This is a genomic window from Streptococcus sp. 10F2, assembly GCF_054331515.2.
Map to the genome: position 1 here is coordinate 21,235 of NZ_JBTGGE020000009.1, position 25,996 is coordinate 47,230.

Below are 25,996 nucleotides of genomic sequence, written 5' to 3' on the forward strand. Positions count from 1 at the left end.
AAGAGGAAAGAAGGAGAAGAGTATGAAAATTGCCCTTATTTTTGAAGGTTCTTATCCCTATGTCCATGGGGGAGTTTCAACCTGGGCTCATGATTATATTCAATCCTTGCCGGAGCACGAGTTTGTTATTTGGACGGTGCATCCAGGTGGTTCTATATCAGCTGAACCGGTTTATGAAATACCTAATAATGTTGTAGCTTTTCATGAAGTCTTCTTGGATCAAGCACCACAAATTTCTGGAGGATCTGCTTTGGCCTTGTCAGATATGGAAGTTTCTAGTCTGCAAGCCTTGATTCGTGGTGGGGAGCCATCTTGGTCACAACTTTTCAAGTCTGCTCAAGAAGGGCGTCTGGATCCCGCTTGGTTGACTAGAAGTCCTGAGTTTATCTCTTGGGTGGAAGAAGCAGCTCAGGAATCTTACCCACTGGTACCTTTCACAGATTTTTATTATTCTCTGCAATCCATGCTAACACCGCTTTTGACAGTTCTTGGGTCGGAGATTCCGCAAGCGGATGCTTATCATACGATCTCAACAGGTTATGCAGGCATGTTGGGGGCTATGGCTAGTTATCAAACGGGGAAACCTTTCTATGTGACGGAGCATGGAATCTATAGTCGGGAACGGGAAGAAGAAATTCTTAGTTCCAACTGGGTTCTCCATGCTATGAAGCAAGCTTGGATTACCTACTTTAATCGTTTGGCTCAAGCGGCTTATGATCAGGCTGATTGCATTACATCCTTGTTTGAAAATGCGCGGACAACGCAAATAGCTTTGGGAGCTCCTGCTAGAAAGACTAAGGTGATTTCCAATGGGATTCACTATGAGCGCTTTAACGGGATTCCTTTAAAAGCTCCAGGAGATTGGGTGGATATTGGTGCGGTGATTCGTCTGGCACCGATTAAGGACGTTCTCAATTTAATTCGGGCTTTTGCAGATGTAAGTCAGGAACTTCCCTATGTTCGCCTCCATATTCTTGGAGATACAGTGGATCCCGACTATGCTCAACAATGTTACCAGTTGGTGAAAGATCTGGAGCTGAATCGAATTATCTTTGTAGGACGTGTTGATGTACGGGACTACATGAAATATTTGGATGTTACAGTTCTCTCAAGTCTGTCAGAGGGGCAGCCATTAGCTGTATTGGAATCTTTGGCAGCAGGTCGTCCTTGTATTACCACAGATGTCGGAGCCTGTCGGGAGCTTTTAGAGGGTGGTCCGTTTGATCAATTGGGACTAGCCGGTTATACAGTTCCACCGACGGATAGTCGGGCTTTGGGACAGGCGATGATTAAAATGGCTCTGTCAGAAGGAGCTCGCTGGCGTATGGGACAGGTTGGTCGACAACGAGTAGCTCGGAGCTACCAACACCAACACATGATGAAGAAATACCAGCAGATGTATGAAGGGAGGCTGAACTAGTGGCCGGAATCGGTTTTGAATTGCGAAAAATTTATGACGAACAGACTCCGCTTTCCAAGGAGAAGGCTTATGGCTATACTAGTCTGATTTATGTCGGTCCCTTTTTACTAGGCCTGTTCCTAGTTGGTTTGGTACAATTGTTGGCTCAGTTGACCTTGGTGGATGCGAATAGTCGGACGCAGGTTTTGACAGAGATTACCTATGCTATGTTGGGTTCTCTAGGTATTCAGAGTTTCTTTTCTTACCTAGTTAGCCGCTATTTAGCTGATTGTCTTTATCAGGACCAGGAAGACAAGGTTCTTCCGTCTTTCTTTGCTTCCAGTGCTCTGCTCTTGATGGTGGGAATGTTGGTTTATGGCCTATTCCTTCTGTTTACAGGTTTGGGTCCCTGGGCTTATCTTTTGAATCTACTCTTATTTGGAGTTCTGATCTTAATTTGGAATGCTATCCAATATTTAACGGCTATCCAGGAATATCGCTCGATCAGCAAGGCTTTTGTATTAGCTGCCGGCATTCTTCTGGTCGTTGGTGGCTTAGCATCCTACCTTGGGTTGAATCAAGGTCTTCTGTTAGGGACCTGTCTAGCTTATGGTTTTGTGCTAATTCGAATGGTTGGTCAGATTTTGTTGCACTATCCTAGCAATCACCGCCTATCTTTTGATTTTTTACGAAGTGTTGATGGGTATGCGGATTTGGCACCTGTAGGACCATTGCTTTTCTTAGGACTTTATGGGCATGTGGTAATTGCCCTCTATAGTCCTCTTAGCCAGACGGTTTCCGGTTTTTTCCGCCAAGCCCCTAGTTATAATTTTGGTCTACTTTTAGCCTTTCTTTTAACCCTCTTTGCTTTGGTGACCTATGTTATTTCTGTCGAAGTTTTCTTTTATCCCCACTTCCATCGTTTTTTCCTTTTATATAATAAAAAAGGTAATTACCTTAGTCTGCAACAGGCAGAGCGCGATATGGTACGGGTATTACAGAGAGAATTGGGATATCTCATTTGGAAACAGGTTATTGCGACTAGCTTACTCATGGTAGTGCTCAATCTTCTGTTCTTACCGCTGGAGTCACATCTCCCTGTAGGAAGTCTGTTCCTCTTGAATCAGCTCTTTTTGGGTTATGGAATTTACGGAATTGCGAATGCGTACCTGTTGACGATTCTCTATTTTGCGGATTATCGTGGTGTGAAGGTTCTTGCTCAAATTTTTGCAGTCTTTTCTGTGGGTCTAACAGCAGTCTTGGCCTGGCTAGCTCCGGCTTATCTGGCCTGTGGCTTTCTTGTGGCTAGCCTAGTTCTAGTTTTGCTGGCTCGTAGAAGATTGGCTCGCTTACAAGAACAAATGACCTATCATGTTCTAGGCCATTCGGCTCAAGTAGCCATGAAATCCCCAAAAACCTATACACATATAGCTCAAAGACTAGAAGAAATTTTTGCTAAATTCGAATAAACAAGTAAACCCGGGATTCTATCCCGGGTTTTCCTATATTCAAAAGAGGAGAAGGTTAGCGCTCTGCTGCCCACTCGGCATAAAATTGCTCCAGATAGGCCTCTAAAAATTGGTGCCGTCCCTGAGCCATTTTTTTGGCATGAGTAGTATTCATAAGATCTTTTAATTTGAGTAGTTTTTCATAGAAGTGCATGATTGCTGTATCTTGTCCATTACGGTATTCTTCTAGGCTTAGCTGTTCTCTAGGTTTGCGAGTGGGATCATGGATTGGTCTGCCAAAGTGACCAGAGTAGGCCATGGTTCTCGCAATTCCAATAGCACCAAGGGCATCCAAGCGATCAGCATCTTGGACAATTTGTCCTTCAAGGCTTAGGCTGACATGAGATTGAGTGCCTCCCTTGAAGGACATGTATTGGATAATGTGTAGGATATGCTCAGAGTCACTAGCTGAGACCCCGTTAGTTGTCAGCCAGTTTTGGACGATTTGGAGTCCAACAGCCTCACTCTCATTAAATTTTGCATCTGCAATATCGTGAAGAAGGGCGGCAAGTTCACAAATAAAGAGATCAGCACCCTCTTGTTTGGCGATAGTGATGGCATTCTGGGTGACTCGGTGGATATGCCACCAGTCGTGACCAGAGGCTTCACCTGCTAGTTCTTGAAAGACAAAGGTTCGAGCTTTTTCTAAAATAGTTTTTTTGTCAGTCATGGCTTTCCTTTCTTGAAAAGGCCCCCTGCTATCCGTGAATGGTAGTCGAGAACTGCAATCAGCCCTCTCGCTTGAATTGGCAACGGTAGAAGAGATCTTTAATCGGTATGGTTGCAACTAGTATAGCATGTTCTTGGCGTTCAGGGGAAGAATTGGCAGTAAAGGAGAAGGGATGTATCGGATTAAACGATGGGAGTATCAAGCCTTACAGAATCGGCCCTTGGTGGGGTATGCACCAGGTCTTCGACAGGTTGACACGGGAAGGGCTAGTCTTCGTTTTTTATCCTTGAATTGGCGGGATTTAGAGCCGAAGGAAGAAGAATTTACATTTAGAGATTGGGAGCAGCGATTGGGCTTCTGTAAACTACGGCAGCAGGGCCAGCGTCTGGTTTTTCGGCTGATTTTGGACAACCCTAGCCGGAAGGGGGAGCCGGATTTGCCAGATTGGTTATTGGAGCGGGTACCTGCAAAATCTTATGTTGGTCCCTTTGGATCTGGGTTGGCACCTGATTATAACCATCCTTTCTTGGCACTGGCTTATCAGCGTTTGGTACTTGCTTTGGGACAAGCATGGGGGCAAGATGGTTTGTTTGCTTATGTGCAGTTAGGTGGTTTGGGTCACTGGGGCGAGTGGCATCAACTTGCTGGCTTGGGTCCCTTACCTCAGGGAGATTTTGCCCAGCGTTTTTATGTCGACCCCTGGCTAGCGACGTTTCAAAACTGTCGACTTTGCTTGCGGCGTTCTTTTAGTTGGTTGGACTGGGAGCAGGCTTATGCTTTCTATCATGATGAATTGGGGGATTTGGCTCAGACACGGGTCTGGCTAGACGAGTTAAGGTGGGGAGGTTTGTCTTTTGATGGGGCTCAGATGCGTGGTTTGGGGGAGGTTGGTTTAGAGCGGGTGCTAGGGGGTGAGTGGTCTTCGAATTGTTTATGGTCTCCACCGGGGCAGGAGTTACTAGCTCAGATGCGGAGTTTAGGTTTGTCTTTTTTGGGACCAGCCTTGCCCCAGAATCCAAAGACCTTTCAGGCGGTAGAGAGGTGTTTGGGCTATCAGTTGTGGTTATCCCAGGTTCGCTTTGTATCTAGTTTACTGGGGACTGGTTTGATTTTAACTTGGGAAAATAGGGGAGTAGCGGCTTTTCCTTTTGACTGGCCAGTGTTTGTGAACTGGGAGACTTGGCAGGGAGATCGGGGGCGGCAGCTTTTGTCCTTGGACTTGCGACGGTTGGCTGCGGGGCAGAAGAGTCAGTGTTTTACTTGGCTTGCAAAGCCCGTGTTGGCTTACAAGTTCTTAAGTCTCAGCATTGAAGATCCTTTGAGTCAAAAGCCTTTTTGGATTTTTTCTCAAAAAGGGAAAAAGTGGGCTGGAGGCTTGCTTCTATAGGGTTGGAGTATTTCCATACCAAAGGAAAAATGGTAAAATAGGGGACAAGAACAAGGGGGAGCAGGATGTCAAAAGAAGAGAATTTAACAGGGGCTCAGGTTGTTGCCCTTACGAGAGAATATTTATCACCCGAAGATGTAGCCTTCGTTCAAAAAGCTTTGATCTATGCGATTGATCGTCATAGTGGTCAGTTTCGCAAGTCTGGGGAGCCGTATATTATTCATCCCATTCAGGTTGCGGGGATTCTAGCGAAATTAAAGTTGGATGCTGTTACAGTGGCTTGTGGTTTTTTGCATGATGTCGTAGAGGATACGGTGGTATCCTTGGATAATCTTGAGCGAGAATTTTCCAAAGAAGTACGATTAATTGTAGATGGTGTGACGAAGCTTGGAAAGGTGACCTATAAATCGCATGAGGAACAGTTGGCAGAGAATCATCGCAAGATGTTGATGGCCATGTCTCAGGATATGCGGGTTATTTTGGTCAAGTTGGCTGACCGTCTGCACAATATGCGGACTCTCAAGCATCTTCGCAAGGACAAACAAGAGCGGATTGCTCGTGAAACCATGGACATTTATGCTCCGTTGGCGCATCGTTTGGGGATTTCTAGTGTCAAATGGGAGTTGGAAGACTTGTCCTTCCGTTATTTGAATGAGGTTGAATTTTATAAGATTACTCATTTAATGAAAGAAAAAAGGCGGGAACGGGAAGCGCTCGTGGATGAAGTGGTTGCTAAAATTACTAAGTACACAGCCGAGCGGAATTTGGACGGCCAGATTTATGGGCGTCCAAAACACATCTATTCCATCTACCGCAAGATGCAGGATAAGAAAAAGCGTTTTGAGGAGATTTATGACTTGATCGCTATTCGCTGTATTTTAGAAACACCGAGCGAAGTTTATGCGATGTTGGGATATGTCCATGAATTGTGGCGACCAATGCCAGGGCGCTTTAAGGACTATATTGCCAATCCGAAGGCCAATGGTTACCAGTCTATCCATACGACTGTCTACGGACCAAAAGGGCCGATTGAGTTTCAAATCCGGACCCAGGAAATGCATGAAGTTGCGGAATACGGGGTTGCCGCTCACTGGGCTTATAAAAAAGGTATCAAGGGTAAAGTAGACAGCAAGGAATCAGCTATCGGAATGAACTGGATTAGCGAGATGATGGACTTGCAGGAACAATCTGGAGATGCCAAGGAATTTGTGGACACGGTTAAACAAGATTTCCTAGCCGAAGAAATCTATGTCTTTACGCCAGATGGTGCGGTCCGTGCCTTACCGAAAGACTCGGTACCTATTGATTTTGCCTATGAAATCCATACTAAGGTTGGGGAAAAGGCTACTGGTGCTAAGGTTAATGGCCGTATGGTGCCACTAACCACCAAGCTTAAGACTGGTGATCAGGTGGAAATTATCACCTCTGCCAATTCTTTTGGTCCAAGTCGAGACTGGATTACGATTGTTAAGACAAGCAAAGCCCGTAATCGGATTCGTCAGTTCTTCAAGAATCAAGATAAGGCCTTGTCTATTGATAAGGGTCGAGAGCTTTTGGTGGAGCAATTCCAGCAGCATGATATGCAGGCGAACCAATTCTTGGATAAAAAGCACCTAGACGCCTACTTGGATAAATCCAGTTATAAGTCTGAGGAATCTCTTTATGCAGCTATTGGATTTGGGGAAGTTTCTGCGATCTCTGTCTTTAACCGCTTGACGGAGAAAGAACGTCGGGAAATTGAGCGAGAGAAGGCGCGTGCCCAAGCTGAAGAGCTCCTTCATGGTGGAGAGATCAAGAGTGATAAGCCGAGCAACACTAAATCTAGGCAGGAAGAAGGCGTTTCTGTTAAAGGAGCTCCAGGTTTGCTGATTCGGATGGCCAAGTGTTGTAATCCAGTTCCAGGGGATGCCATTGTTGGCTATATTACGAAGGGACGTGGAGTTGCTGTTCACCGTGAAGACTGTATGAACTTACGTTCGCAAGAAAACTATGAGCAAAGACTCTTAGAGGTTGAGTGGGAAGGTTCTGGCTTAGGTAATAAGGAATACACCGCGAATATCGATATTTATGGTCTCAATCGGACAGGCTTACTTAATGATGTTTTGCAGGTTCTTTCCAATTCAACTAAGAATATATCCATGTTTAATGCTCAACCATCGAAGGATATGAAATTTGCAACTATCCACGTTTCCTTCGGTATTTCGAGTTTGGCCAATCTCACAACAGTTGTAGATCGTATCAAGAATGTGCCAGATGTTTATTCTGTTAAAAGAACAAATGGATAGGAGCTGTTTATGCGAGTTGTATTACAGCGAGTAAAGGAAGCTTCTGTTTCTATTGCCGGGGAAGTTCAAGGAGCCATTGGCTCAGGTTTTCTCCTGTTAGTCGGGATTGATCCTGATGATACTGCGGATGATCTAGCCTATATCTGCCGTAAGGTTGTCAATATGCGAATTTTTGCGGATGATCAAGGGAAAATGAATTTATCCATTCAGGATATTGGAGGAGAAATTTTGTCTGTCTCCCAATTTACTCTCTTTGCGCAAACTAAAAAAGGGAATCGGCCAGCTTTTACCGGAGCAGCTCAGCCGGATTTGGCTCGGGTTTTGTACGACGATTTTAATCAGCTTTTGGCAGATTTTGTTCCTGTTGAGACAGGTGTTTTTGCTGCAGATATGCAGGTGGCTTTGGTGAATGACGGGCCGGTGACGATTCTATTGGATAGTAAAAATCCTTAGGTGGTACGATGGAAAAAATAACGATAGCTCAATTAGGTGCTTTGCAGGATGAGAAAGAAATCGCCATTTTGGATGTTCGAGATCGGGAAGATTTTGCCCTTCGCCATTTTGAAGGCTCGCTCAATATTCCTGAATCGGGATTAGCAGATTCTCTAGATCAATTGGATATCAAGACAGTCTATCATGTGGTCTGCACCAAGGGTATTCGTGCTCAGAGGGCTAGTACCTTCTTAAACGAACAAGGTTATCAGGTTGTTCAGGTTGTAGATGGCTGGTTTAGTTATGAATCATAAAAAAATTCCTTCAAGTATTTTATGACTTGAAGGAATTTTTTTATTTTGGTGGACGAATACTAAAAGTCAGTAGGAAGAGGAGTCCGATAGCTGTGAATTGAATCCCAAAAAGCAGGGATAGGAGGGGTTCGCCAACCGGGAAACAGGAACCAATCAAAGCAAGGAAAAAAATGATACTGAGTAGGTTGGAACAGAATTTAATAAAAGCGATATTCATGAGTGATGATAAGACCTTTCTAGTTTGACGGTGTGTCAGTTTGGACTTATTATATCCCGAATCGAGCCTCTTGTGATTAGGATAGCCTGAAATGTAGAGGAAACAGCCTGAACGGTATGGTTTCGGTCCTCATTTATTCGTGAAAGCTCCCTAACGATTGTCGTTAGGGAGCTGGGTGTTATGCAGGTTCTACATAGAGCTGATTTGCTAAAGTTAGTGGGAGACTGAGTGTCTTTTCTTGAAATTGCAATTCTAATGTTTGTAGGAAATCATCCTTTTTGAGTAGGTGAAAGACGGTCCCTAGGTGTAAATTCTGATTTTCAAGATAGTCTATGAATTCGGGTTGATCAGGGAACCGACAGAGAACATAGTCCTGATGTGGTTGGACCTGAGATAGTCGTTGGGTGAAGTCTTCTTGTAGGAGTTCCTGCATGCGAGGGATTCGTCCTCCGTGAGGACAATGTTTCGGAAACTCCAGCATAATCTCTAATTGGTTAATAAATTGATCTGAAACACTATGTTCTAAAACTTCTGCTTCTTGATGAATGTCTTGACTGGAATAGCCTAGATTCTGGATTAGAAAGACTTCAATTAAGCGGTGTTTTCGATAGAGATTGGAGACCTGTATCATCCCTTTCTCTGTGACCAAGTAGCCTTTGTCCTTATCCTTCACAATCCAATCCTCTTGGATCATTTTTTTTAACATTTCGGAGGTTGCTGGTTCAGATACCCCCATGAGGTGGGCGATTTCCTTATTGGTCATTTTGCCAGGTGCCTGGCTTCTCTCATAGATACGCTTTAGGTAGTCTTCCTTGTTGGGTGTCATGCCCTTGCTCCTTTGTTCTGCCTTTTAGATTAGTATAGCAAAAAATCAAGGAGTTTTGGACTAGCTCTTACTTTAGACCTTCGTAGATTTTATCCAGATTCCATTTCATCATGGTGTAGTATTGGTCTCCCTCTTCCCCTTTTTTTGCGAGGGAGTCTGTGAAAATCGTGGAGTAGATATCTAGCTGACTTTGTGTAGCTACTTGTTTCATAGCTTTGGGGGAGACAGAGGTTTCTAAGAAGAGGTGTTTCACTTGAGAGTGGCGGATGGTGTCGAGGATGGTTTGGAGTTGTTGGGGAGTTCCTTGGGATTCAGTGTTGATTTCCCAAATATAGGCGGGGGTGACATGATAAGCCTTTGCAAAGTATTTAAAGGCTCCCTCGGAGGTCACTAAGAGTCGCTGTTCCTCAGGGATGTCCAAAAATTTGGATTGAGCTTCTTGGTGTAAGGTTTGGAGTTTTGCGATATAGTTGTCGGCGTTTTCTTGGTAGAAATCAGCGTTGGTAGGATCCTTTTTTTGGAGTGCTTTAGTGATGGTATTGACGTACTGGATGCCGTTGGATAGGTCTAGCCAGGCGTGAGGGTCTGTTTCTTGATTGTTGCTAGAGAGGTAGAGGGGGGTGATGCCTTGGCTAGCAGCGATGACATCCGTGTCGACGGTTTTATGGGCTGTTTGAACCATTTTGGAAAACCAGCCATTGCCACCAGTTTCTAAGTTTAATCCATTGTGGAACAGTAGGTTGGCATCGCTAGCTTTAGCAATGTCTTCTGTAGTTGGCTCATATTCATGAGGATCTTGTCCACGTGGGACAATGCTATAGACATCAAGGCGGTCTTGTCCAACCTGTTTCACCATATCCTCTAAGATGGAATTAGTAGTGACGATGGAGAGTCGCTCTCTAGGTTGCAGGTTGTTAGAATGAGTGGAGTTATGATAGAGAAAGCCCCCAAATCCCACGATTAGCCCCGCTCCGAGTAGTAGGGGAACTGCCATTTTTTTCTTATTGGCTCCTTTCTTAGATCCCTTTCTTTTTCTTTTTGGGGAAAATAGAAAGGAATAGGCAAAACAAAGAGCTGCCGCTAAAACAATGGTTGGCCCAGAGGCCCAATTAAAGGTATAGCTGAAGTAGAGACCGATGATGGAAGCAAGGACAGCAATTAGGCTGGAGAGCCCCATCATTTGTGGGAGTTGGTTGGTCCAGAGGAAGGCTGTTGCTGCGGGGATAATCAGCATGGCGACAACAAGGATAATTCCCACGGATTGTAGGGCAGTGACGGTGACCAAGGTCAAGATAAACATGAGGCTGTAGTGCATGAGATTGGTATTGAGTCCATAACTGCGTGCAAAGTTTTCATCTAGGGAAGTGATGAGCAGTTCCTTGTAAAAAAGTTGGAGGTAGAGTAGAACAAGAAGAAATATGAGAGCGGTAATGAGTAAGTCTAGATTGCTGACGGCTAAAATATTGCCAAATAGGATATGGTGAAGATTGGTAGAGCTCTGGGCAAAGTGAATAAGGACAAATCCCAGGGCATAGAGAGAGCTGAAAACAACACCAATGGTGGTATCCATTTTTAACTGACTCTTGGAAGTGATGTAGCTAATGAGCAGGGCGGCCAGAAAACCGAAAATGGAGGCACCAATTAAAACGTTGATTCCCAGAATATAAGCGAGGGCTACACCTGGAAGAACGGAATGAGAAATGGCATCCCCCATCAAGGACATTCCTCTCAAGATGATGAAAGAGCCAATGAGCCCTGACATGATTCCAATCAAAATGGATGTAATAAGGGCATTTTGAAGGAAGGGATAAACTTGAAGTGCTTGGAAAAAGTTTGAAATGGCATTCATAAGCGTTCCTCCTGAAAATAGATGGAAGCAAAGTCTGGGTTGAAGGCTTTGGCTAGGTTTTCTGCTGTGAAGACTTGCTGACTAGGACCTGCTTGAATAACTCCACGATTCATAAGAACGAGTTCGTCGAAATAATCATGGACTTTGGAGAGATCATGGTGAATAACAAAAATGGTTCGTCCTTCTTGCTTCCAGAGTCTAAGGATTTTCATAATTTGTTGTTCACTTTCTGCGTCAATACCAACAAAGGGTTCATCTAGGATGATGAGATCGGCATCTTGTAAAATGGCGCGTGCTACAAAAGCTCGTTGCAATTGTCCGCCAGACACCTGATTCATTTGTCGATTGGCAAGGTGTTCAATTTGTACCTGCTGCATGACTTGTCTAGCTGCAGCTTTTTCCTTAGGTCCTGGTTTGTGAAAAAGTCCGAGGCGGGCATAGGTGCCTGTTAGAACAAGATCCTGAATTTGAATAGGAAAAGTCAGGTCAATGTCTTTTCTCTGTTCAACATAAGCGATTCGGTGATTGCGTGGATTTAAGGGTTCATTGTTAAATTGGATGCTTCCGGTTTCTGTTGAGATGAGCCCTAATATGGCTTTAACAAGGCTAGACTTACCAGCCCCATTGGGACCAATCATACCTGTGATTTTTCCTGGATGAAGAGAGAGGGATACATTTTGAAAAACTCTTTGCCCATCATAGGCAAGAGATAAATTTGAAATATCTAAAGTCATAGGACCTCCTTTGAATTAGTAATGAAATGGAGGAGCCCAGGAGTTGGAGTTTTGGGAAGCTCTTGGTTTCTAGGTGCCTGCCTCCTGAATGAACGGCTACTCCCTTGTTTGGGATTCTCCATTGGGATTGATGGTTGATGGAAGTATCTACCATTTAAGAATTAAGTTATCCTAATTTTAAAATTTTGTCAACTTAATATAAAAGTTGTTCCAGTAGTGTATCTTGAAATTGGAGGGTTGTGTAATTACGGTTAGACACAAAAAAACCTCCAAAACTGGTTCGTTTTGGAGGTAGTACTCTGTTGCTCTTCCCTAGATTTATTCAGTTTGCTGGTCGATTTCTTTTTGAGCCGAAACACCTTGATTAAGGAGGCTTTGAATAATGGCTTTGTCACGAAGCTTGACAGAGTCATTGATGCTGTTGGCGGATTCAATAATGGTTTGTTCCAGTTGTGCGCGTTTGTGTCTACCGTCTTCGATAGCTTGAATAATTTGTTGGTTTTGAACCACCAAGCTTTCAGCCAGTTTGGTAACGGCTTGCACGCTCATGGTTGGATTTTGGGCGGTACGTTCCAAGGCTGGGATGGCTTCTTTGCTGGTTTCTGCCAGTAATTCTAAGGCTGCATTATTGGCATTGGTAATAGCATCAGCCGTCATACCAGAGCGGACAGATTGTTGGAGGATTCCCAACTGAGCGATTGAGAGCTTCATGGTTGGGATGGTGTTGCGACGGAGCATTCCCAATTTTTGTCGCATATCTGTCGAGACTTTGACCAAGTTTCGCATTTGTGGGGTGGTTGCCCAGGCTACGTAGAGGCGGCTGATATATTCTGTATGCTGAATTTCTAGCATATTGACCACTTCTGTTAGGTGGGCTAGTTGGTCTGATTTTACTTGGTAATCGATACCGGCAGGGTCTAGACTAGCTACTTCTTGTTGCAATTGGAAAGCACGATCGCCAGCTTCTTTTTGGCTAGATTCGATAAAGGCGATGACTCCGACTAAATTTTCGATGGAATTGGTATTTTCTTCAATCAACATTTCAGCTGAGACGATGTTGCGTGCTAAGACTTCTTCTTGGTTGACAACGGCTGCGGCCATACCATCCATTTTCTTCTCGATATTTTGGGAGTCGAAATAGAATTCTTGGAGGTTGTTTTTGCCTTGTCGGAAGAGTTTTTGTAGGAAATTTGGTTTTTCTTCCAAGTCAGCTGGTTTGACATCTTTATACTTAGCTACGAAGCCATTCAGTTCTCGGTTGGTCTGGGATAGAATGTCATCTACCTGTGGAATCTCTAGTTTCTTTTGTTCGCTAAGGATCTTGTTGACCGTGATATTAACATTTTCCACAGCTTCTTGTCCGAAATCCAAGAGGGAGTTTTTATCTTCCAAAAATTGATCCACGAGTTGAGGTGTACGCTCTTGAATAGCAGATTGTTGCTGGGGAGTTAGTTTATCGAAAAATTGTAAACTGGGTGTGTTGGGATTTTCTGGATTGCTGGCTAGGATAATCTCGCTAGTTTTGTCCTGTTTGAGGGCTTTGTTAGCAATGTTGTCAATGTCAAAGTTGAAGGATTCACTCATTTATTTTCTCCTGTTTCGTTTTCTGGGCTCAGAATGCGGAGACTGATTTCGAAGTCTCGCATGTCGGTTTCATTTAATTGTTTGAGGGTCTCATCCAAGAGGAGGTCAAACTGCTCCATAGCCACTTGCGCTTTCTTGAGGCGCTGCTTGGCCTGGTAATAATCCTTGGGATTTTGGTAGATTTTGAGGTAACCATTTAGGATGTCTTGGAAGTTACTCATTTGGGCTTGGTGGACAGCCATCAATTCTTGTTGGTTTCCGCCGGTAGAATTTTCGATTTTACGGACAATCTCTTGGTGATCTTTTTGAATATTGAGATAGGTCTTGCGGATTTCTTCGGGAATTGGACCTTCCCATTGGTTATCATCCATAGGTTCAACATAGGCATCCTTGAGGCGGACTTGCTCCTGGTAGGCTAGTTGTTTGTATTCCTGGAGTTGGTATCTGACTTGTTGTTGGTATTTAGTGGCATTTTTACTAATGGAATTGTAGCGCTTGAGTCCTAGCTTTTTGCGTAGATCAATGGCTTCGGCTTGGATATATTCCAAGCGTTCCAGTGTTTGGTTAGCCAATGCTTGGTAAGCTTCGATTTCTCCCTTGTCGTGAAAGAAGTCTAGCTGGTTCAAATCTAGATCCACTTTTTGGATATCCTGTCGCAGATATTCGATTCTCATTTTTTTATTAGAAGAAACATGAATACGGTGAGCGGCAATAAAAAGAAGGCTTGGCAGTATTAAAGCTTCTAGGGGATCTATCGTGGCTGAAAAAAAGAATAATACAATGAGTAGGACAGTGATGGCGCTAGAATTATAAAAACGACTGTGAAAAAAGGACTTTCTTCTATTCATATGTAACCTCTATCTTCCTAAGAACATTCTAGCAAAAAAAGCGAATTTGTGGGGAAAATGGATGGAACTTCCGACTGAAGTCTGAGGTTACTGCATAAAAATTGAAAAAATTCCGAAAATTGGGTATAATAGGACGTAAAAACTTCTAAGAGCTGATTCTAAATGTGGTTTTGTTCGTAGATCAGCCCACAAACCTATGTTTAAGTAGGAATTATCGTTTTAAAAGCGAACAAGGGATAGAAGTGGACACAAGTACATAGATTCATGAGCTGGCTTTTGCTAGTTCTCGAAAAGAGCAGGAGACGAGATATGACTTCAGTTGTTGTTGTTGGAACCCAGTGGGGAGATGAAGGAAAAGGGAAGATTACGGACTTCCTGTCTGCGAATGCGGAAGTAATTGCCCGTTATCAAGGTGGTGACAATGCTGGGCACACGATCGTGATTGATGGGAAAAAGTATAAATTGCATTTAATTCCGTCAGGAATTTTCTTCCCAGAGAAGATTTCCGTTATCGGAAATGGAATGGTGGTTAATCCTAAGTCTTTGGTTAAAGAATTGCAGTATTTGGCAGAAGAGGGGGTTTCAACTGAGAATCTTCGGATTTCTGATCGGGCACACGTCATTTTGCCATACCACATCTGTTTGGATCAATTGCAAGAAGATGCTAAGGGTGCCAATAAAATTGGAACGACGATCAAAGGGATTGGTCCAGCTTATATGGATAAAGCGGCACGGGTTGGAATTCGGATTGCAGATCTCTTGGATCGGGATATTTTCAAGGAGCGGCTACAGATCAATCTGGCTGAGAAAAATCGGATTTTTGAGAAATTATACGGAGCTGAGTCTCTTGATTTTGAAGAAATCTTTGAAGAATATTATGCCTACGGCCAAGAAATTAAGAAGTATGTTACAGACACCTCTGTTATCTTGAATGACGCCCTAGACCAAGGGAAACGTGTACTCTTTGAAGGTGCTCAAGGGGTTATGTTGGATATTGATCAAGGAACTTATCCATTTGTAACATCTTCCAATCCAGTTGCTGGTGGGGTTACCATTGGATCAGGAGTGGGTCCAAGTAAGATTGACAAGGTAGTTGGTGTCTGCAAGGCTTATACTTCACGGGTTGGAGATGGTCCATTCCCGACAGAGTTGTTTGATGAAGTGGGTGAGCGGATTCGTGAGGTAGGTCATGAGTATGGAACGACAACTGGTCGTCCTCGTCGTGTCGGTTGGTTTGACTCAGTCGTGATGCGCCATTCTCGTCGTGTTTCAGGTATCACCAATCTTTCCCTAAACTCTATTGATGTCCTCAGTGGTTTGGATACCGTCAAAATTTGTGTAGCTTATGATCTTGATGGTGAGCGGATTGACTACTATCCAGCTAGCTTGGAACAGTTAAAACGTTGTCGTCCAATTTATGAGGAAATGCCGGGTTGGTCTGAAGACATCACAGGTGTTCGCAGCTTGGAAGAATTACCAGAAAATGCTCGCAATTATGTCCGTCGTATTTCGGAATTGGTCGGAGTTCGGATTTCAACCTTCTCCGTTGGCCCAGGTCGAGAGCAAACCAATATCTTGGAAAGTGTTTGGAGTCAATAGGAGCTATTTCAATGGACTATAGCCTTGAAGAAAAAGAAGCCTTTATGCGGGAAGCTATTGTAGAAGCTCAAAAGGCACTAGCTCTGGAAGAAATCCCTATTGGTTGTGTCTTGGTTAAGGACGGTCAGATTATTGGTCGTGGCCATAATGCGCGTGAAACCTTGAATCGGGCCATTCTCCACGCAGAAATGATGGCTATTGAAGACGCGAATACTCATGAGGGGCATTGGCGTCTTCTGGATACCACTCTTTTTGTGACGATCGAACCTTGTGTGATGTGCAGTGGGGCTATTGGTTTGGCTCGGATTCCCCAAGTGGTATATGGGGCTGCAAATCCTAAATTTGGAGCTGCTGGTAGTCTCTATAATATTCTCGAAGACAGTCGTCTTAATCATCGGGTTAAGGTCGAAGTTGGGATTCTTGAGGACGAGTGTGCAGGGATCATGCAGCGGTTCTTTCGAGAACGACGGCAAAAAGAAAAAGCCGTTCAGGAAGATTGAAGAGTCGTTTGAGCAACTTAGAGATAGTAGAAAAAGCAGCCAGGCTGGGACAGTTGTTCCAACCTGGCTTTTTAAGGAGTTATCGTGAAAAAGAAGATTTTATTGGGAATAGGGTTGCTAGGCTGCTCACTCCTAAGTGTTTATACTGTAAAAACCACTCATCGTAAACAGAAGAGTAGCTCTTCAACTTTCTCTGGAAATCAGAATAAGGTTACGTTGCTGACATATCAGCCTATTTTAAGTGTTTTAAGAGAATCACTAGCTCGAATTCGTCAACAACGGAATTTATCTTATGCATTGGCAGATATTGATCAGGATGGAGAAGAGGAGTTGTTACTTGGTTATAAGTATGGTGATGGTTCGGTGCAGTTAATTGGTCTTTATGATGTTCAGGAGCAGCAAGTGCTCCCATTAGTTGAAACGATTCCGGATAGTTTGCAAATTTTTCAAGAAGGCTATATTGTAACGTATACCTTTTCGGCTACTGGAGGATTGGCGAGACTTTATCAGTTATCGTCGCAGGGTGGACAATTGTTAGAGGAGAAAGCATTCCAAGATGGGCAGAGTCAACCCTTTGAATTATTTGATCTTAAAGCTGAATTTCCTGTGGAACAGCTGTCTTGGAAGTCTGTGTCTGCTAGCGAAGAAGCTGAATTTTAGGCATCATGCTTCTAAAATCTGAATCGTTTACAGTAAAGAGCGAAAAATAGTCGACAAAGTACAGAGTTATGGTATAATACTTAGTGGAGCAACAATCTTGCGTGAAGCGGGTCAGGGGAGGAATCCAGCAGCCCTAAGCGATGTAGATTGTGTGCTCTTTTTGTATGTCTTGAAGAAACCATAAAACGCAGGAAATCATTGTTATTTCCTGCGTTTTATGGTTATTTTCTCATTAGGTAACAGTTTCTTTTTCTGGTTCTTCTGGTTGAATGTCTAGGTCAGTTGCGGCTTTGGAGATCAGGAGCCAGTCACCGTTTTCTTGTTTCACAAATGCCAAGGTGACGGAGCGGTAGTCTCCTACTTGGTTACTTTCATAATAATAGGTTTTTGTTTGGAAGCTCTGGGAATCGGTTTCGACGGTGCCGTCGCTGGTTGAAGTTGGTTCTCCAAAGCGAGCACGAATGTCTTCTAAGTTGCTACCTCCAGCTCCTGTGGTACTATCGCCGAGAACAAGGTCGTCATAATCTTTTTGGGTCCACGTAAAATTGGGTTCAGATATAGTTTCTTCTGATTCCCAATAGGTTTCGTAATTGTAGAGATATTCTTCGAAGAAACTCTCATAGGTGGATATTGTGATTAAGGAAATTCCGGTACCAAGGACAGCTAAAACAGTGCTTATGATACCTAAGGTTTTCTTATTTTTACGATTGATCCAAAGTTCAATAACTCCAAAAATAAGGGCAGCAAGTCCAAGAATAAAGGCAAAAGTATTTAGGATTGGGATCCAAGATCCGAGTAAGGTGATGACCGCCAAGGTCATTGCAATAATCCCTAAAACATGGGATTCAGATTTTTGTTCCATAATCATCTCCTAATCGTCTTTTTCGTTTTTGGGGGAAGAATACTTTTAGTATAGCAGAGTTTTAGGTTTTACCAAAAGAATGTTTCCTAAAACATCTTGCTTATCTCCTGTTTGGGGTACCTTTCAATCCAAGAGTGAACACTTGTCTGTGTAACTCTTGGTCTTTTTTGATTCGGAATGTAAGCGTATACTTTAATTACAGCAGAACAATTAGGAAAGGAGTCATAAGATGAATATCATTATTAATATTCTCAATTGGTTCTCGCAGAACATTCTGCAAAATCCAGCCTTCTTCGTAGGTCTCCTCGTTTTAGTAGGATATGCCCTCTTGAAGAAACCAGGTCATGAGGTTTTTGCAGGTTTCGTTAAGGCCACAGTCGGTTACATGATTTTGAATGTCGGTGCTGGTGGTCTGGTTACAACCTTCCGTCCGATTTTGGCGGCTTTGAACTATAAGTTCCAGATTGGTGCGGCGGTTATCGATCCTTACTTTGGTTTGACCGCAGCCAATACAAAAATTGCGGAAGACTTCCCTGACTTTGTCGGAGCGGCTACAACAGCACTCTTGATTGGATTTGGGGTCAACATCCTCTTGGTAGCTCTTCGCAAGATTACCAAGGTGCGGACATTGTTCATTACAGGACATATCATGGTGCAACAAGCGGCTACCATTTCCTTGATTGTTCTACTCTTGGTTCCGCAATTGCGTAACAGCTGGGGTGTTTTGGCAATCGGTGTAATCTGTGGTCTTTATTGGGCAGTCAGCTCTAACATGACCGTTGAAGCCACTCAACGTTTGACTGGCGGTGGTGGATTTGCTATCGGTCACCAACAACAATTTGCGATTTGGTTTGTCGATAAGGTGGCTCCTTTCTTCGGTAAGAAGGAAGAAAACTTGGACAATTTGAAGTTGCCTAAATTCCTTTCCATTTTCCACGATACAGTGGTGGCGTCTGCGACCTTGATGTTGGTTTTCTTCGGAGCAATTCTTGCAGTCTTGGGTCCAGAAATCATGTCCAATGCGGAAGTTATCACATCAGGGACTGTGTATGTAGCAGAGAAGCAATCCTTCTTCATGTATATTATCCAAACAGCCTTTACTTTCTCTGTCTATCTCTTCATCTTGATGCAGGGTGTACGGATGTTCGTATCTGAGTTGACCAATGCCTTCCAAGGTATTTCTAGCAAACTATTGCCAGGTTCTTTCCCAGCGGTCGACGTTGCGGCTTCTTATGGATTTGGTTCTCCAAATGCAGTGCTTTCAGGATTTGCCTTTGGTCTCCTTGGTCAATTGGTAACCATTGTTCTCTTGATTGTCTTCAAGAATCCAGTCTTAATCATCACAGGATTTGTACCGGTCTTCTTTGACAACGCAGCTATTGCGGTTTATGCGGACAAGCGTGGTGGTTGGAAAGCAGCTCTTACTCTTTCCTTCATTTCTGGTGTGATCCAGGTTGCGGTTGGAGCGATTGCGGTTTCTCTTCTCGGTTTAGCATCTTATGGTGGTTATCACGGAAATATCGACTTCGATATTCCATGGGTACCATTCGCTTATATCTTTAAATATCTCGGTATTGTCGGTTTTGTCTTGGTCTGCCTCTTCTTCATGATTATTCCTCAATTGCAATTTGCGAAAGCGAAAGATAAAGAAGCTTATTATGCAGGTCAAATTCCTTCAGAAGAGTAGTGCTTCTAAGGGAGAACCACTCTAGTTTAGTCTACAATCTATATTTTATATAAAAAAGGAGAATCATTATGGTTAAAGTATTAACAGCTTGCGGAAATGGTATGGGATCTAGCATGGTTATTAAAATGAAGGTTGAAAATGCCCTTCGTGGTCTAGGTCAATCAGACTTTACTGTTAACTCATGTAGTGTCGGTGAGGCTAAAGGGTTGGCATCTGGTTATGACATTGTCATTGCTTCTATTCACTTGGTAAACGAGTTGGAAGGACGTACTAATGGACATATCATTGGCTTGGATAACCTAATGGATGACGCAGAAATTAAAGAAAAATTGTCACAAGTTCTTTAATCACAGTTGAACAGGGAGCGCGGAGAATTCTCCTGCTCCCTCTTTTTATAGTAGGAGGTAGCAATATGAACCTAACACAAGCTTTGACAGAAAATAACTCTATTCGCCTCGGTTTGAGTGCAGATACTTGGCAAGAAGCTGTTCGTTTGTCGATTGATCCACTCATTGAAAGTGGGGCCGTTAAAGAAGAATATTACCACGCTATTCTTGAATCAACAGAAGAATATGGTCCCTACTATATTTTGATGCCAGGGATGGCCATGCCTCATGCTCGTCCTGAAGCAGGTGTTCAACGGGATTCATTCTCATTGATTACTTTGACAGAGCCGGTTACATTTTCAGATGGTAAGGAAGTACAGGTACTTCTAGCTTTAGCAGCAACTAGTTCAGAAATTCATACTAGTGTTGCGATTCCACAAATTATCGCCCTTTTTGAATTGGAAAACTCTATTGAGCGTTTGAGCAATTGCCAAAGTCCAGAAGAAGTATTGGCGATGATTGATGAATCTAAAAATAGTCCTTATCTAGAAGGATTGGACTTGGAAAGCTAAGCTGAGACGTTGGTAGTTTAAAGGAGAGCAAAGGAGAAAAAGATGACACATATTCCAAATTTACAAGTGGCCTTGGATCATTCAGACTTACAAGGAGCTATTAAAGCAGCTGTTTCTGTTGGACACGAAGTGGATATTATTGAAGCGGGAACAGTTTGTTTGTTGCAAGTGGGTAGTGAGCTTGTCGAAGTGTTACGCAATCTATTTCCAGATAAGATCATCGTAGCTGACACCAAGTGTGCGGATGCAGGTGGAACTGTTGCAGCGAACAATGCCAAACGCGGTGCAGATTGGATGACTTGTATCTGTAGTGCAACCATTCCAACGATGAAGGCAGCCTTAAAAGCTATTCAGGCAGAGCGTGAGACTGGTGAAATTCAGGTAGAGCTTTATGGCAACTGGACTTATGAAGATGCTCAACAATGGTTGGATGCAGGAATTTCTCAAGCTATCTACCACCAATCTCGGGATGCTTTGCTCGCAGGCGAAACTTGGGGTGAAAAAGATTTGACCAAGGTGAAAAAATTGGTGGATATGGGCTTCCGTGTGTCTGTGACAGGTGGGTTGGATGTGGATACCTTGAAACTATTTGAAGGTATTGATGTCTATACCTTTATTGCAGGTCGAGGGATCACAGAAGCAGAAAATCCTGCGCAAGCTGCACGCGAATTTAAGGATGAAATTCGTCGAATTTGGGGGTAGATTATGGCACGTCCAATTGGTATCTATGAAAAAGCAACGCCAAAGCACTTTACTTGGAAAGAACGCTTGGAGTTTGCTAAAGAATTAGGATTTGACTTTGTTGAAATGTCTGTTGATGAGTCAGACGACCGTTTGGCACGGTTGGAATGGAGTAAGGAAGAGCGCTTAGAGATTGTAAAGGCAATTTATAAAACAGGTGTTCGCATTCCCACAATTTGTTTCTCAGGTCATCGCCGTTACCCTTTGGGATCTAATGACCCCGTTCTTGAAGCGAAATCATTGGAAACCATGCAGGCTTGTATTGAGTTAGCTCAAGATTTGGGAGTACGAGTGATTCAGTTGGCTGGTTATGATGTTTATTATGAAGATAAATCACCAGAAACACGGCGACGCTTTTTGAAAAATCTTCGTCAGGCTTGCACTTGGGCTGAACAAGCACAAGTTATCCTAGCTATTGAGATTATGGACGATCCGTTCATCAATAGCATTGAAAAATATTTGGCGATTGAACAAGAAATCAACTCTCCGTATCTCTTTGTCTATCCCGATACTGGGAATGTAGCTGCTTGGCATAATGATTTTTATTCCGAATTTCTACTAGGACATCGTTCCATTGCTGCCTTGCATTTGAAAGATACATATCCGGTAACGGAGACCAGCAAAGGCCAATTCCGTGATGTGCCTTTTGGTCAAGGCTGTGTGGACTGGGAAGGAACCTTCCAAGTCTTGAAAGAGACTAACTACCAAGGGCCTTTCTTGATTGAAATGTGGTCCGAAAATTGTGAAACAGTAGAGGAAACCAAGGCTGCCATTCAAGAAGCTCAAGCTTTCCTTTACCCATTGATTGAGAAAGCAGGTTTGTAATGCTATTAGAAGAATTACGTCAACGGGTCTATGAAGCCAACGTCGCACTACCCAAGCATGGCTTGGTTAAATTTACATGGGGAAATGTTTCGGCAATTGATCGTGAAGCAGGCTTGATTGTCATCAAACCAAGTGGAGTCGATTATGACCTGTTATCGCCTGAGAATATGGTGGTGACAGATTTAGATGGTAAGGTTGTTGAAGGAGATTTAAATCCGTCTTCTGATCTTGCAACTCACGTTGAACTCTATAAGGCTTTCCCAGCTATTGGGGGCGTTGTTCATACCCATTCGACAGAAGCTGTTGGTTGGGCCCAGGCTGGTCGCGACATTCCATTTTATGGAACAACGCATGCGGATTATTTCTATGGACCAATCCCAGCAGCGCGTTCACTCACAGAGGATGAAATTAATCGCGCCTATGAGATGGAAACAGGTACGGTGATTATCGAGACTTTCCGTGAGCGAGATTTGGATCCAATGGCTGTACCGGGGATTGTTGTTCGCAATCATGGTCCCTTCACTTGGGGGAAATCACCGGAAGAAGCGGTATACCACAGTGTTGTATTAGAGGAAGTCGCAAAAATGGCTCGCTTTACAGAGACCATTAATCCGAAAGTGGAAGAAGCACCTCAGTTCTTGATGGATAAACACTATCTTCGTAAACATGGTCCTAATGCCTATTATGGTCAGAAGGGGCAAGCTCACTAAGGAATATTAAAGGATAAGAGATGAGACGGGATTAGGACAAGAAGTCCTGGTCCCGTTCGTATGTTTTGAAATCCCTTTCCAAGAATGGTAAAATTCTTAATGTAATATTAAAAGTTGTAATAATATCGTGGTTCTTTCTTGTGGGGGCTGGATGGGGATGATATTGTTAAACATAGGTGTTTGCGGAAAATACCAGTGTGGAATTTTAGGAGGAAGAAATGGCCATTGATCATAGTAGTAGCGCTTTGTTGCAACACTTGTTACACTTAACTGCGCCGGAGACGATTTCGGATATCGCCAAGAATTTGGGGCAGTCTCGGCGTAAAATCTACTATCATTTAGACAAGATAAATGAAGCCTTGCCTGATCAAACGGCTCCTTTGGTCCCTCGTTCGCGGATTGGTCTGTTATTGAATCAAGAACAGAAAGAAGCCTGTCAACAATTGTTGGATCGGATTGATTCTTATACCTATGTATTAAATAGTCAAGAGCGTATTCAGCTCTTGACGCTTTATATTGCAATTTCGACAGAGCGTGTAACAATTGAGAAGATGCAGCAACTCATTGAGGTGTCTCGGAATACTGTTTTGAGCGATCTTAGTGAGATGCGTCGTCTATTACGTTTAGATCAGTTCCGGTTGACTCTGACAACCACTAAATCGCAAGGCTATGTCCTTCGGGCACAACCATTTTCTAAAGTTCAATACGTTTACCATTTACTTTATAGTATCTTTTCAGATGGAGCAGCTCCTTTTTTAAGTATTGTAAAAGAAAAATTGAATCTAGAGAATCTATTGGACGATTTTGGCCAAATTGCTAGACAGGAATGGCCGCAGTTGGAAAAGATTGTTGGCAAACGGATCAATCGTCAAGAACTGACTTCTCTCACTCAAATTCTTCCTTACTTATTGCAAACGTATCGGAATATGAATTTGGATCTGGAACAAACAGAAGCTTTACAGGCGGATTTTATCCAGGTTCATGAACGGGTGGAATATCAAGCTGCGCAACATTTAGCGACTTGTTTAGCAGAAGAAAAAGGGATTATTCTGGATTGTCTGGAAGTAGATATTTTGACGATCCTGTTATTATCGTATCGCAAGGATGCAGACGTGCACGCGACGAGTGAGGATTTTATTGATTTACGGGTAACCCTGGAACATTATATTTGGCATTTTCAAAATCAATCCAAGTACATTGTTGGAAAACCCGAAGAACTTCTCAACCAGTTGACCATGCATTTCAAATCCCTGCTTTTTCGAAAGCGCTATGGTATTTTTAGCAAAAATCCCTTACTGGAGCAGATTAAGAGCAAGTACCCGGACCTTTTTGCTTATTGTAGAGTCACCGCAAGTCTCTTAGAAGAAGCTTGGAGCATTCATTTAACAGAGGATGACATTGCAGATCTCAGTATCCAGATGGGAGGAGCCCTCAAAACACCATTGGATAAGGGAGAGGAAATTCTTCATATCTATCTGGTTTCTGATGAAGGTGTTGCAATTCAAAAGATGCTGCTTAAGCAGATTCAATACCACTTACCCAATGAAATGATTCATGCCGTTTTCACCACTGAACAATACCGTAGTGTGGAAGACCTCCTAGAGGTAGATTTGGTCATTACTACCAGTGAAGGATTTGAAGTGGAGGCCCCTACGCTTCAAGTCTCTCCAATCCTAGAATCGAGGGATATTTATCGGATTCAGCAATTCATCCAAGACCCCGGCCCCTTTTCATCTGGAATGGAATTGCGTCAACAACTAGAGAAACTCCTAACTCCATATGTATCCTCTCCAGAGGAAATGAAGCACCTCCGCTACCGCATTGAAAAACTATACGGCCAACGAATGGTGTTGAGTCAATCGGAAGAAGGGTAGCTTGAGTATGAACGGTTGCGATTTGTCGCAACCGTTTTTTGGGATAAATGAGAGAAAGATGCTTGTCTCGATATTAGTGAGGTAGAATGGGAATTGATGAAGTTTTTTTAGATGATTGATAGGAGCTTACCTGAAAAAGTGCTATGATAGTTACAAATAGCAGACAAAGGGGGATGTTTAGATGGCGAGGGTTACAATCAAAGACATTGCTCAAATGGTAGGAGTGTCCAAGGCGACTGTATCCTACTATCTGAATGGAAATACGAGTAAGATGTCCTTGGCAACGAAGGAAAAAATTCGGCAAGCGATTGAAGAGACGGGCTATCAGCCGAATAAAATTGCTCAGAGTTTGGTGACTAAAGATACGAAGAGTATTGGTGTTGTGATTGCAGATATCACCAATCCTTTTATTTCATCTGTTATGAAAGGGATACATGATCGGTGTCAAAAGGAAGGATATAGTGTTCTCTTTACAAATTCGGATGATAATCCGATGATTGAAGCTGAGAATATTCATCGCTTACTTCAACAAAATGTGTCCGGTATTCTATTGGATCCAATTGATGCGAATGCCTCTAGTTTAAAGCGGCTTAATCCTCAGAAAACAGTGATGATTGACCGTGAGTCACAGGAAATGTTTGTTGATACGGTTGTATCGAATAATATTGCTTCAACTAGGGAGTTTTTATATAAAATGAAGGAAAGAGGATACGAGGAGCTTTATTTTATATCCTATCCTATTGAAGGTATATCGACTCGAGAAAGACGTTATCGAGGTTTTTGTGAGGTTGTTGGAGCAGATGCTTCACGATTATTGATTTTAGGTGAGCAGGGAAGTGAAGAGCGTATTTTAGATTTGCTAGCTTCTTCTAAGAAAAAATTGGGTTTTTTTACGATGAATGGCCCTGTTCTTTTGGATTTTATGAAAATTATTAATGGAACTGCGTATCAGTATCCAAGAGATTTTGGTCTAGGTTCGTATGAAGATTTGGATTGGATGCAGGTTTTAAATCCAAGTATTTCTTGTATTCGTCAAGATTCCTATCGAATTGGACAGGTGGCAGCGGATCATTTGCTGAAAAAATTGCAGCAGGATGATGAGGTAATGGAACCACAGCGGTTGGTAGTTGCGAGTGAATTGATTTTTCGAGATTCTTTTTAAAAAAAGGGATACTAGTTGAGAGAATAAATTCTTACAGCCAGTATCTCTTTGTTTTTATATTGGAATGGGAAAGAAGGTATGGATTTTAAAACGGGTTTGTGTCCCGATTCTTTTTCAAGTTGTAAGCATAGAGCAGTTATACTCTAATGGTATGGACCTTATCTTTGCACAGTTGTTGAAGAAAGTATGAACAATTATTATTTGCTTTGTAAAGTTCAGTTTACCAATTGATTCAATTAAGCTCTGCTTTTTATTCCTATTCAAAATGAAAGTTCTAAAATGAAGTTAGCCACCCCACCTTATTAGAAATTTAAGTACTTTAACTTTTTGATGTCGATTCCTTATTTCATTTGATAGCAGGTTTGGAGCTGTTAGGCTAACTAGCCAAGGCTAATCGTAGCCTTGGTTTAGCCTATAGAACAGCT

The 25,996-nt window shown here is 42.9% G+C and carries 24 protein-coding genes, 1 other RNA gene and 1 pseudogene; 18 read left to right on the forward strand and 8 right to left on the reverse strand.

The annotated features are described in order from the left end of the window. The first annotated feature begins 22 nt into the window (after positions 1 to 22). Positions 23 to 1,420, forward strand: coding sequence for a GT4 family glycosyltransferase PelF (pelF, locus tag ACXM1Q_RS03295; protein ID WP_458516149.1), 1,398 nt, complete (start codon positions 23 to 25; stop codon positions 1,418 to 1,420). After that, positions 1,420 to 2,868, forward strand: coding sequence for an exopolysaccharide Pel transporter PelG (gene pelG, locus ACXM1Q_RS03300; RefSeq protein WP_458516151.1), 1,449 nt, complete (start codon positions 1,420 to 1,422; stop codon positions 2,866 to 2,868). Before pelF ends, pelG begins: the two co-directional genes overlap by 1 nt. 55 nt (positions 2,869 to 2,923) lie before the next feature. Here the strand turns inward: pelG and ACXM1Q_RS03305 are convergent, their stop codons facing one another. After that, a complete protein-coding gene (locus ACXM1Q_RS03305; RefSeq protein ID WP_458516153.1) occupies positions 2,924 to 3,577 on the reverse strand; it encodes an HD domain-containing protein in 654 nt (217 codons plus the stop codon). Between the two features lie 172 nt (positions 3,578 to 3,749). Here ACXM1Q_RS03305 and ACXM1Q_RS03310 point away from each other — a divergent pair, with 172 nt between their 5' ends. The 4 genes from ACXM1Q_RS03310 to ACXM1Q_RS03325 all read left to right on the forward strand — a co-directional run bounded on the left by ACXM1Q_RS03310 (position 3,750) and on the right by ACXM1Q_RS03325 (position 7,995). After that, positions 3,750 to 4,964: a hypothetical protein gene (locus ACXM1Q_RS03310; protein ID WP_458516155.1), complete on the forward strand. Its 1,215-nt coding sequence runs from the start codon at positions 3,750 to 3,752 to the stop codon at positions 4,962 to 4,964. Between the two features lie 65 nt (positions 4,965 to 5,029). Next, positions 5,030 to 7,249, forward strand: coding sequence for a RelA/SpoT family protein (locus ACXM1Q_RS03315; protein WP_458516157.1), 2,220 nt, complete (start codon positions 5,030 to 5,032; stop codon positions 7,247 to 7,249). A 9-nt stretch (positions 7,250 to 7,258) separates the two neighbouring features. Further along, positions 7,259 to 7,702: a D-aminoacyl-tRNA deacylase gene (gene dtd / locus ACXM1Q_RS03320; protein WP_135037887.1), complete on the forward strand. Its 444-nt coding sequence runs from the start codon at positions 7,259 to 7,261 to the stop codon at positions 7,700 to 7,702. An 8-nt stretch (positions 7,703 to 7,710) separates the two neighbouring features. Continuing rightward, positions 7,711 to 7,995, forward strand: coding sequence for a rhodanese-like domain-containing protein (locus tag ACXM1Q_RS03325; protein WP_458516160.1), 285 nt, complete (start codon positions 7,711 to 7,713; stop codon positions 7,993 to 7,995). 395 nt (positions 7,996 to 8,390) lie between these two features. Here the strand turns inward: ACXM1Q_RS03325 and ACXM1Q_RS03330 are convergent, their stop codons facing one another. The 6 genes and pseudogenes from ACXM1Q_RS03330 to ACXM1Q_RS03355 all read right to left on the reverse strand — a co-directional run bounded on the left by ACXM1Q_RS03330 (position 8,391) and on the right by ACXM1Q_RS03355 (position 14,053). Beyond that, on the reverse strand, positions 8,391 to 9,038 hold the full coding sequence (locus ACXM1Q_RS03330) for a metal-dependent transcriptional regulator (RefSeq protein WP_458516162.1): 648 nt from the start codon (positions 9,036 to 9,038) through the stop codon (positions 8,391 to 8,393). Positions 9,039 to 9,105: 67 nt separating this feature from the next. Then, entirely contained in the window at positions 9,106 to 10,032 is a 927-nt protein-coding gene (locus ACXM1Q_RS03335; RefSeq protein WP_458516193.1) for a metal ABC transporter substrate-binding protein, read from the reverse strand. Next, positions 10,027 to 10,887, reverse strand: a pseudogene (locus tag ACXM1Q_RS03340) (metal ABC transporter permease); the annotation flags it as partial. The gene ACXM1Q_RS03335 and the pseudogene ACXM1Q_RS03340, both read right to left, overlap by 6 nt. Further along, complete coding sequence (locus tag ACXM1Q_RS03345; protein ID WP_458516164.1) at positions 10,884 to 11,621, reverse strand: metal ABC transporter ATP-binding protein; 738 nt, start codon at positions 11,619 to 11,621, stop codon at positions 10,884 to 10,886. The pseudogene ACXM1Q_RS03340 and the gene ACXM1Q_RS03345, both read right to left, overlap by 4 nt. A 318-nt stretch (positions 11,622 to 11,939) precedes the next feature. Continuing rightward, positions 11,940 to 13,205 (reverse strand): toxic anion resistance protein, encoded by a 1,266-nt coding sequence (locus tag ACXM1Q_RS03350; RefSeq protein WP_458516166.1) that lies wholly within the window; start codon positions 13,203 to 13,205, stop codon positions 11,940 to 11,942. Then, positions 13,202 to 14,053 carry a hypothetical protein gene (locus tag ACXM1Q_RS03355; RefSeq protein ID WP_458516168.1) on the reverse strand — a complete coding sequence of 284 codons (852 nt, stop codon included), beginning with the start codon at positions 14,051 to 14,053 and terminating at the stop codon, positions 13,202 to 13,204. The genes ACXM1Q_RS03350 and ACXM1Q_RS03355 overlap by 4 nt, the downstream gene beginning before the upstream one ends. Positions 14,054 to 14,362: 309 nt before the next feature. Between ACXM1Q_RS03355 and ACXM1Q_RS03360 the strand changes: the two genes are divergently transcribed. From ACXM1Q_RS03360 to ffs, 4 genes are all read left to right on the forward strand, one after another. Beyond that, positions 14,363 to 15,652 carry an adenylosuccinate synthase gene (locus ACXM1Q_RS03360; protein ID WP_458516170.1) on the forward strand — a complete coding sequence of 430 codons (1,290 nt, stop codon included), beginning with the start codon at positions 14,363 to 14,365 and terminating at the stop codon, positions 15,650 to 15,652. A gap of 11 nt (positions 15,653 to 15,663) precedes the next feature. After that, on the forward strand, positions 15,664 to 16,152 hold the full coding sequence (gene tadA / locus ACXM1Q_RS03365) for a tRNA adenosine(34) deaminase TadA (RefSeq protein WP_458516172.1): 489 nt from the start codon (positions 15,664 to 15,666) through the stop codon (positions 16,150 to 16,152). 84 nt (positions 16,153 to 16,236) lie between these two features. Then, positions 16,237 to 16,812 carry a hypothetical protein gene (locus ACXM1Q_RS03370; protein WP_458516174.1) on the forward strand — a complete coding sequence of 192 codons (576 nt, stop codon included), beginning with the start codon at positions 16,237 to 16,239 and terminating at the stop codon, positions 16,810 to 16,812. A 75-nt stretch (positions 16,813 to 16,887) separates the two neighbouring features. Further along, positions 16,888 to 16,984: signal recognition particle sRNA small type (gene ffs / locus ACXM1Q_RS03375), an RNA gene on the forward strand. Positions 16,985 to 17,044: 60 nt separating this feature from the next. Here the strand turns inward: ffs and ACXM1Q_RS03380 are convergent. Then, positions 17,045 to 17,674 (reverse strand): DUF4190 domain-containing protein, encoded by a 630-nt coding sequence (locus tag ACXM1Q_RS03380; protein WP_458516176.1) that lies wholly within the window; start codon positions 17,672 to 17,674, stop codon positions 17,045 to 17,047. A gap of 229 nt (positions 17,675 to 17,903) precedes the next feature. Between ACXM1Q_RS03380 and ACXM1Q_RS03385 the strand changes: the two genes are divergently transcribed. The 8 genes from ACXM1Q_RS03385 to ACXM1Q_RS03420 all read left to right on the forward strand — a co-directional run bounded on the left by ACXM1Q_RS03385 (position 17,904) and on the right by ACXM1Q_RS03420 (position 25,571). After that, the gene (locus tag ACXM1Q_RS03385; RefSeq protein ID WP_458516178.1) at positions 17,904 to 19,361 is read left to right on the forward strand and encodes a PTS ascorbate transporter subunit IIC; all 1,458 of its coding nucleotides are present in this window, start codon (positions 17,904 to 17,906) and stop codon (positions 19,359 to 19,361) included. A 68-nt stretch (positions 19,362 to 19,429) separates the two neighbouring features. After that, entirely contained in the window at positions 19,430 to 19,708 is a 279-nt protein-coding gene (locus ACXM1Q_RS03390; protein WP_160332611.1) for a PTS sugar transporter subunit IIB, read from the forward strand. Between the two features lie 65 nt (positions 19,709 to 19,773). After that, positions 19,774 to 20,259, forward strand: coding sequence for a PTS sugar transporter subunit IIA (locus ACXM1Q_RS03395; RefSeq protein WP_135037609.1), 486 nt, complete (start codon positions 19,774 to 19,776; stop codon positions 20,257 to 20,259). A 42-nt stretch (positions 20,260 to 20,301) separates the two neighbouring features. Next, the gene (locus ACXM1Q_RS03400; RefSeq protein ID WP_135037612.1) at positions 20,302 to 20,961 is read left to right on the forward strand and encodes a 3-keto-L-gulonate-6-phosphate decarboxylase UlaD; all 660 of its coding nucleotides are present in this window, start codon (positions 20,302 to 20,304) and stop codon (positions 20,959 to 20,961) included. A 3-nt stretch (positions 20,962 to 20,964) separates the two neighbouring features. Next, positions 20,965 to 21,825, forward strand: a complete 861-nt coding sequence (locus tag ACXM1Q_RS03405; RefSeq protein ID WP_458516181.1) for an L-ribulose-5-phosphate 3-epimerase — start codon at positions 20,965 to 20,967, stop codon at positions 21,823 to 21,825. After that, complete coding sequence (locus ACXM1Q_RS03410; RefSeq protein ID WP_458516183.1) at positions 21,825 to 22,535, forward strand: L-ribulose-5-phosphate 4-epimerase; 711 nt, start codon at positions 21,825 to 21,827, stop codon at positions 22,533 to 22,535. The genes ACXM1Q_RS03405 and ACXM1Q_RS03410 overlap by 1 nt, the downstream gene beginning before the upstream one ends. A 218-nt stretch (positions 22,536 to 22,753) precedes the next feature. Continuing rightward, the gene (locus tag ACXM1Q_RS03415; RefSeq protein ID WP_458516185.1) at positions 22,754 to 24,409 is read left to right on the forward strand and encodes a BglG family transcription antiterminator; all 1,656 of its coding nucleotides are present in this window, start codon (positions 22,754 to 22,756) and stop codon (positions 24,407 to 24,409) included. Between the two features lie 181 nt (positions 24,410 to 24,590). Further along, positions 24,591 to 25,571, forward strand: coding sequence for a LacI family DNA-binding transcriptional regulator (locus tag ACXM1Q_RS03420; RefSeq protein WP_458516187.1), 981 nt, complete (start codon positions 24,591 to 24,593; stop codon positions 25,569 to 25,571). Positions 25,572 to 25,996 lie beyond the last annotated feature (425 nt).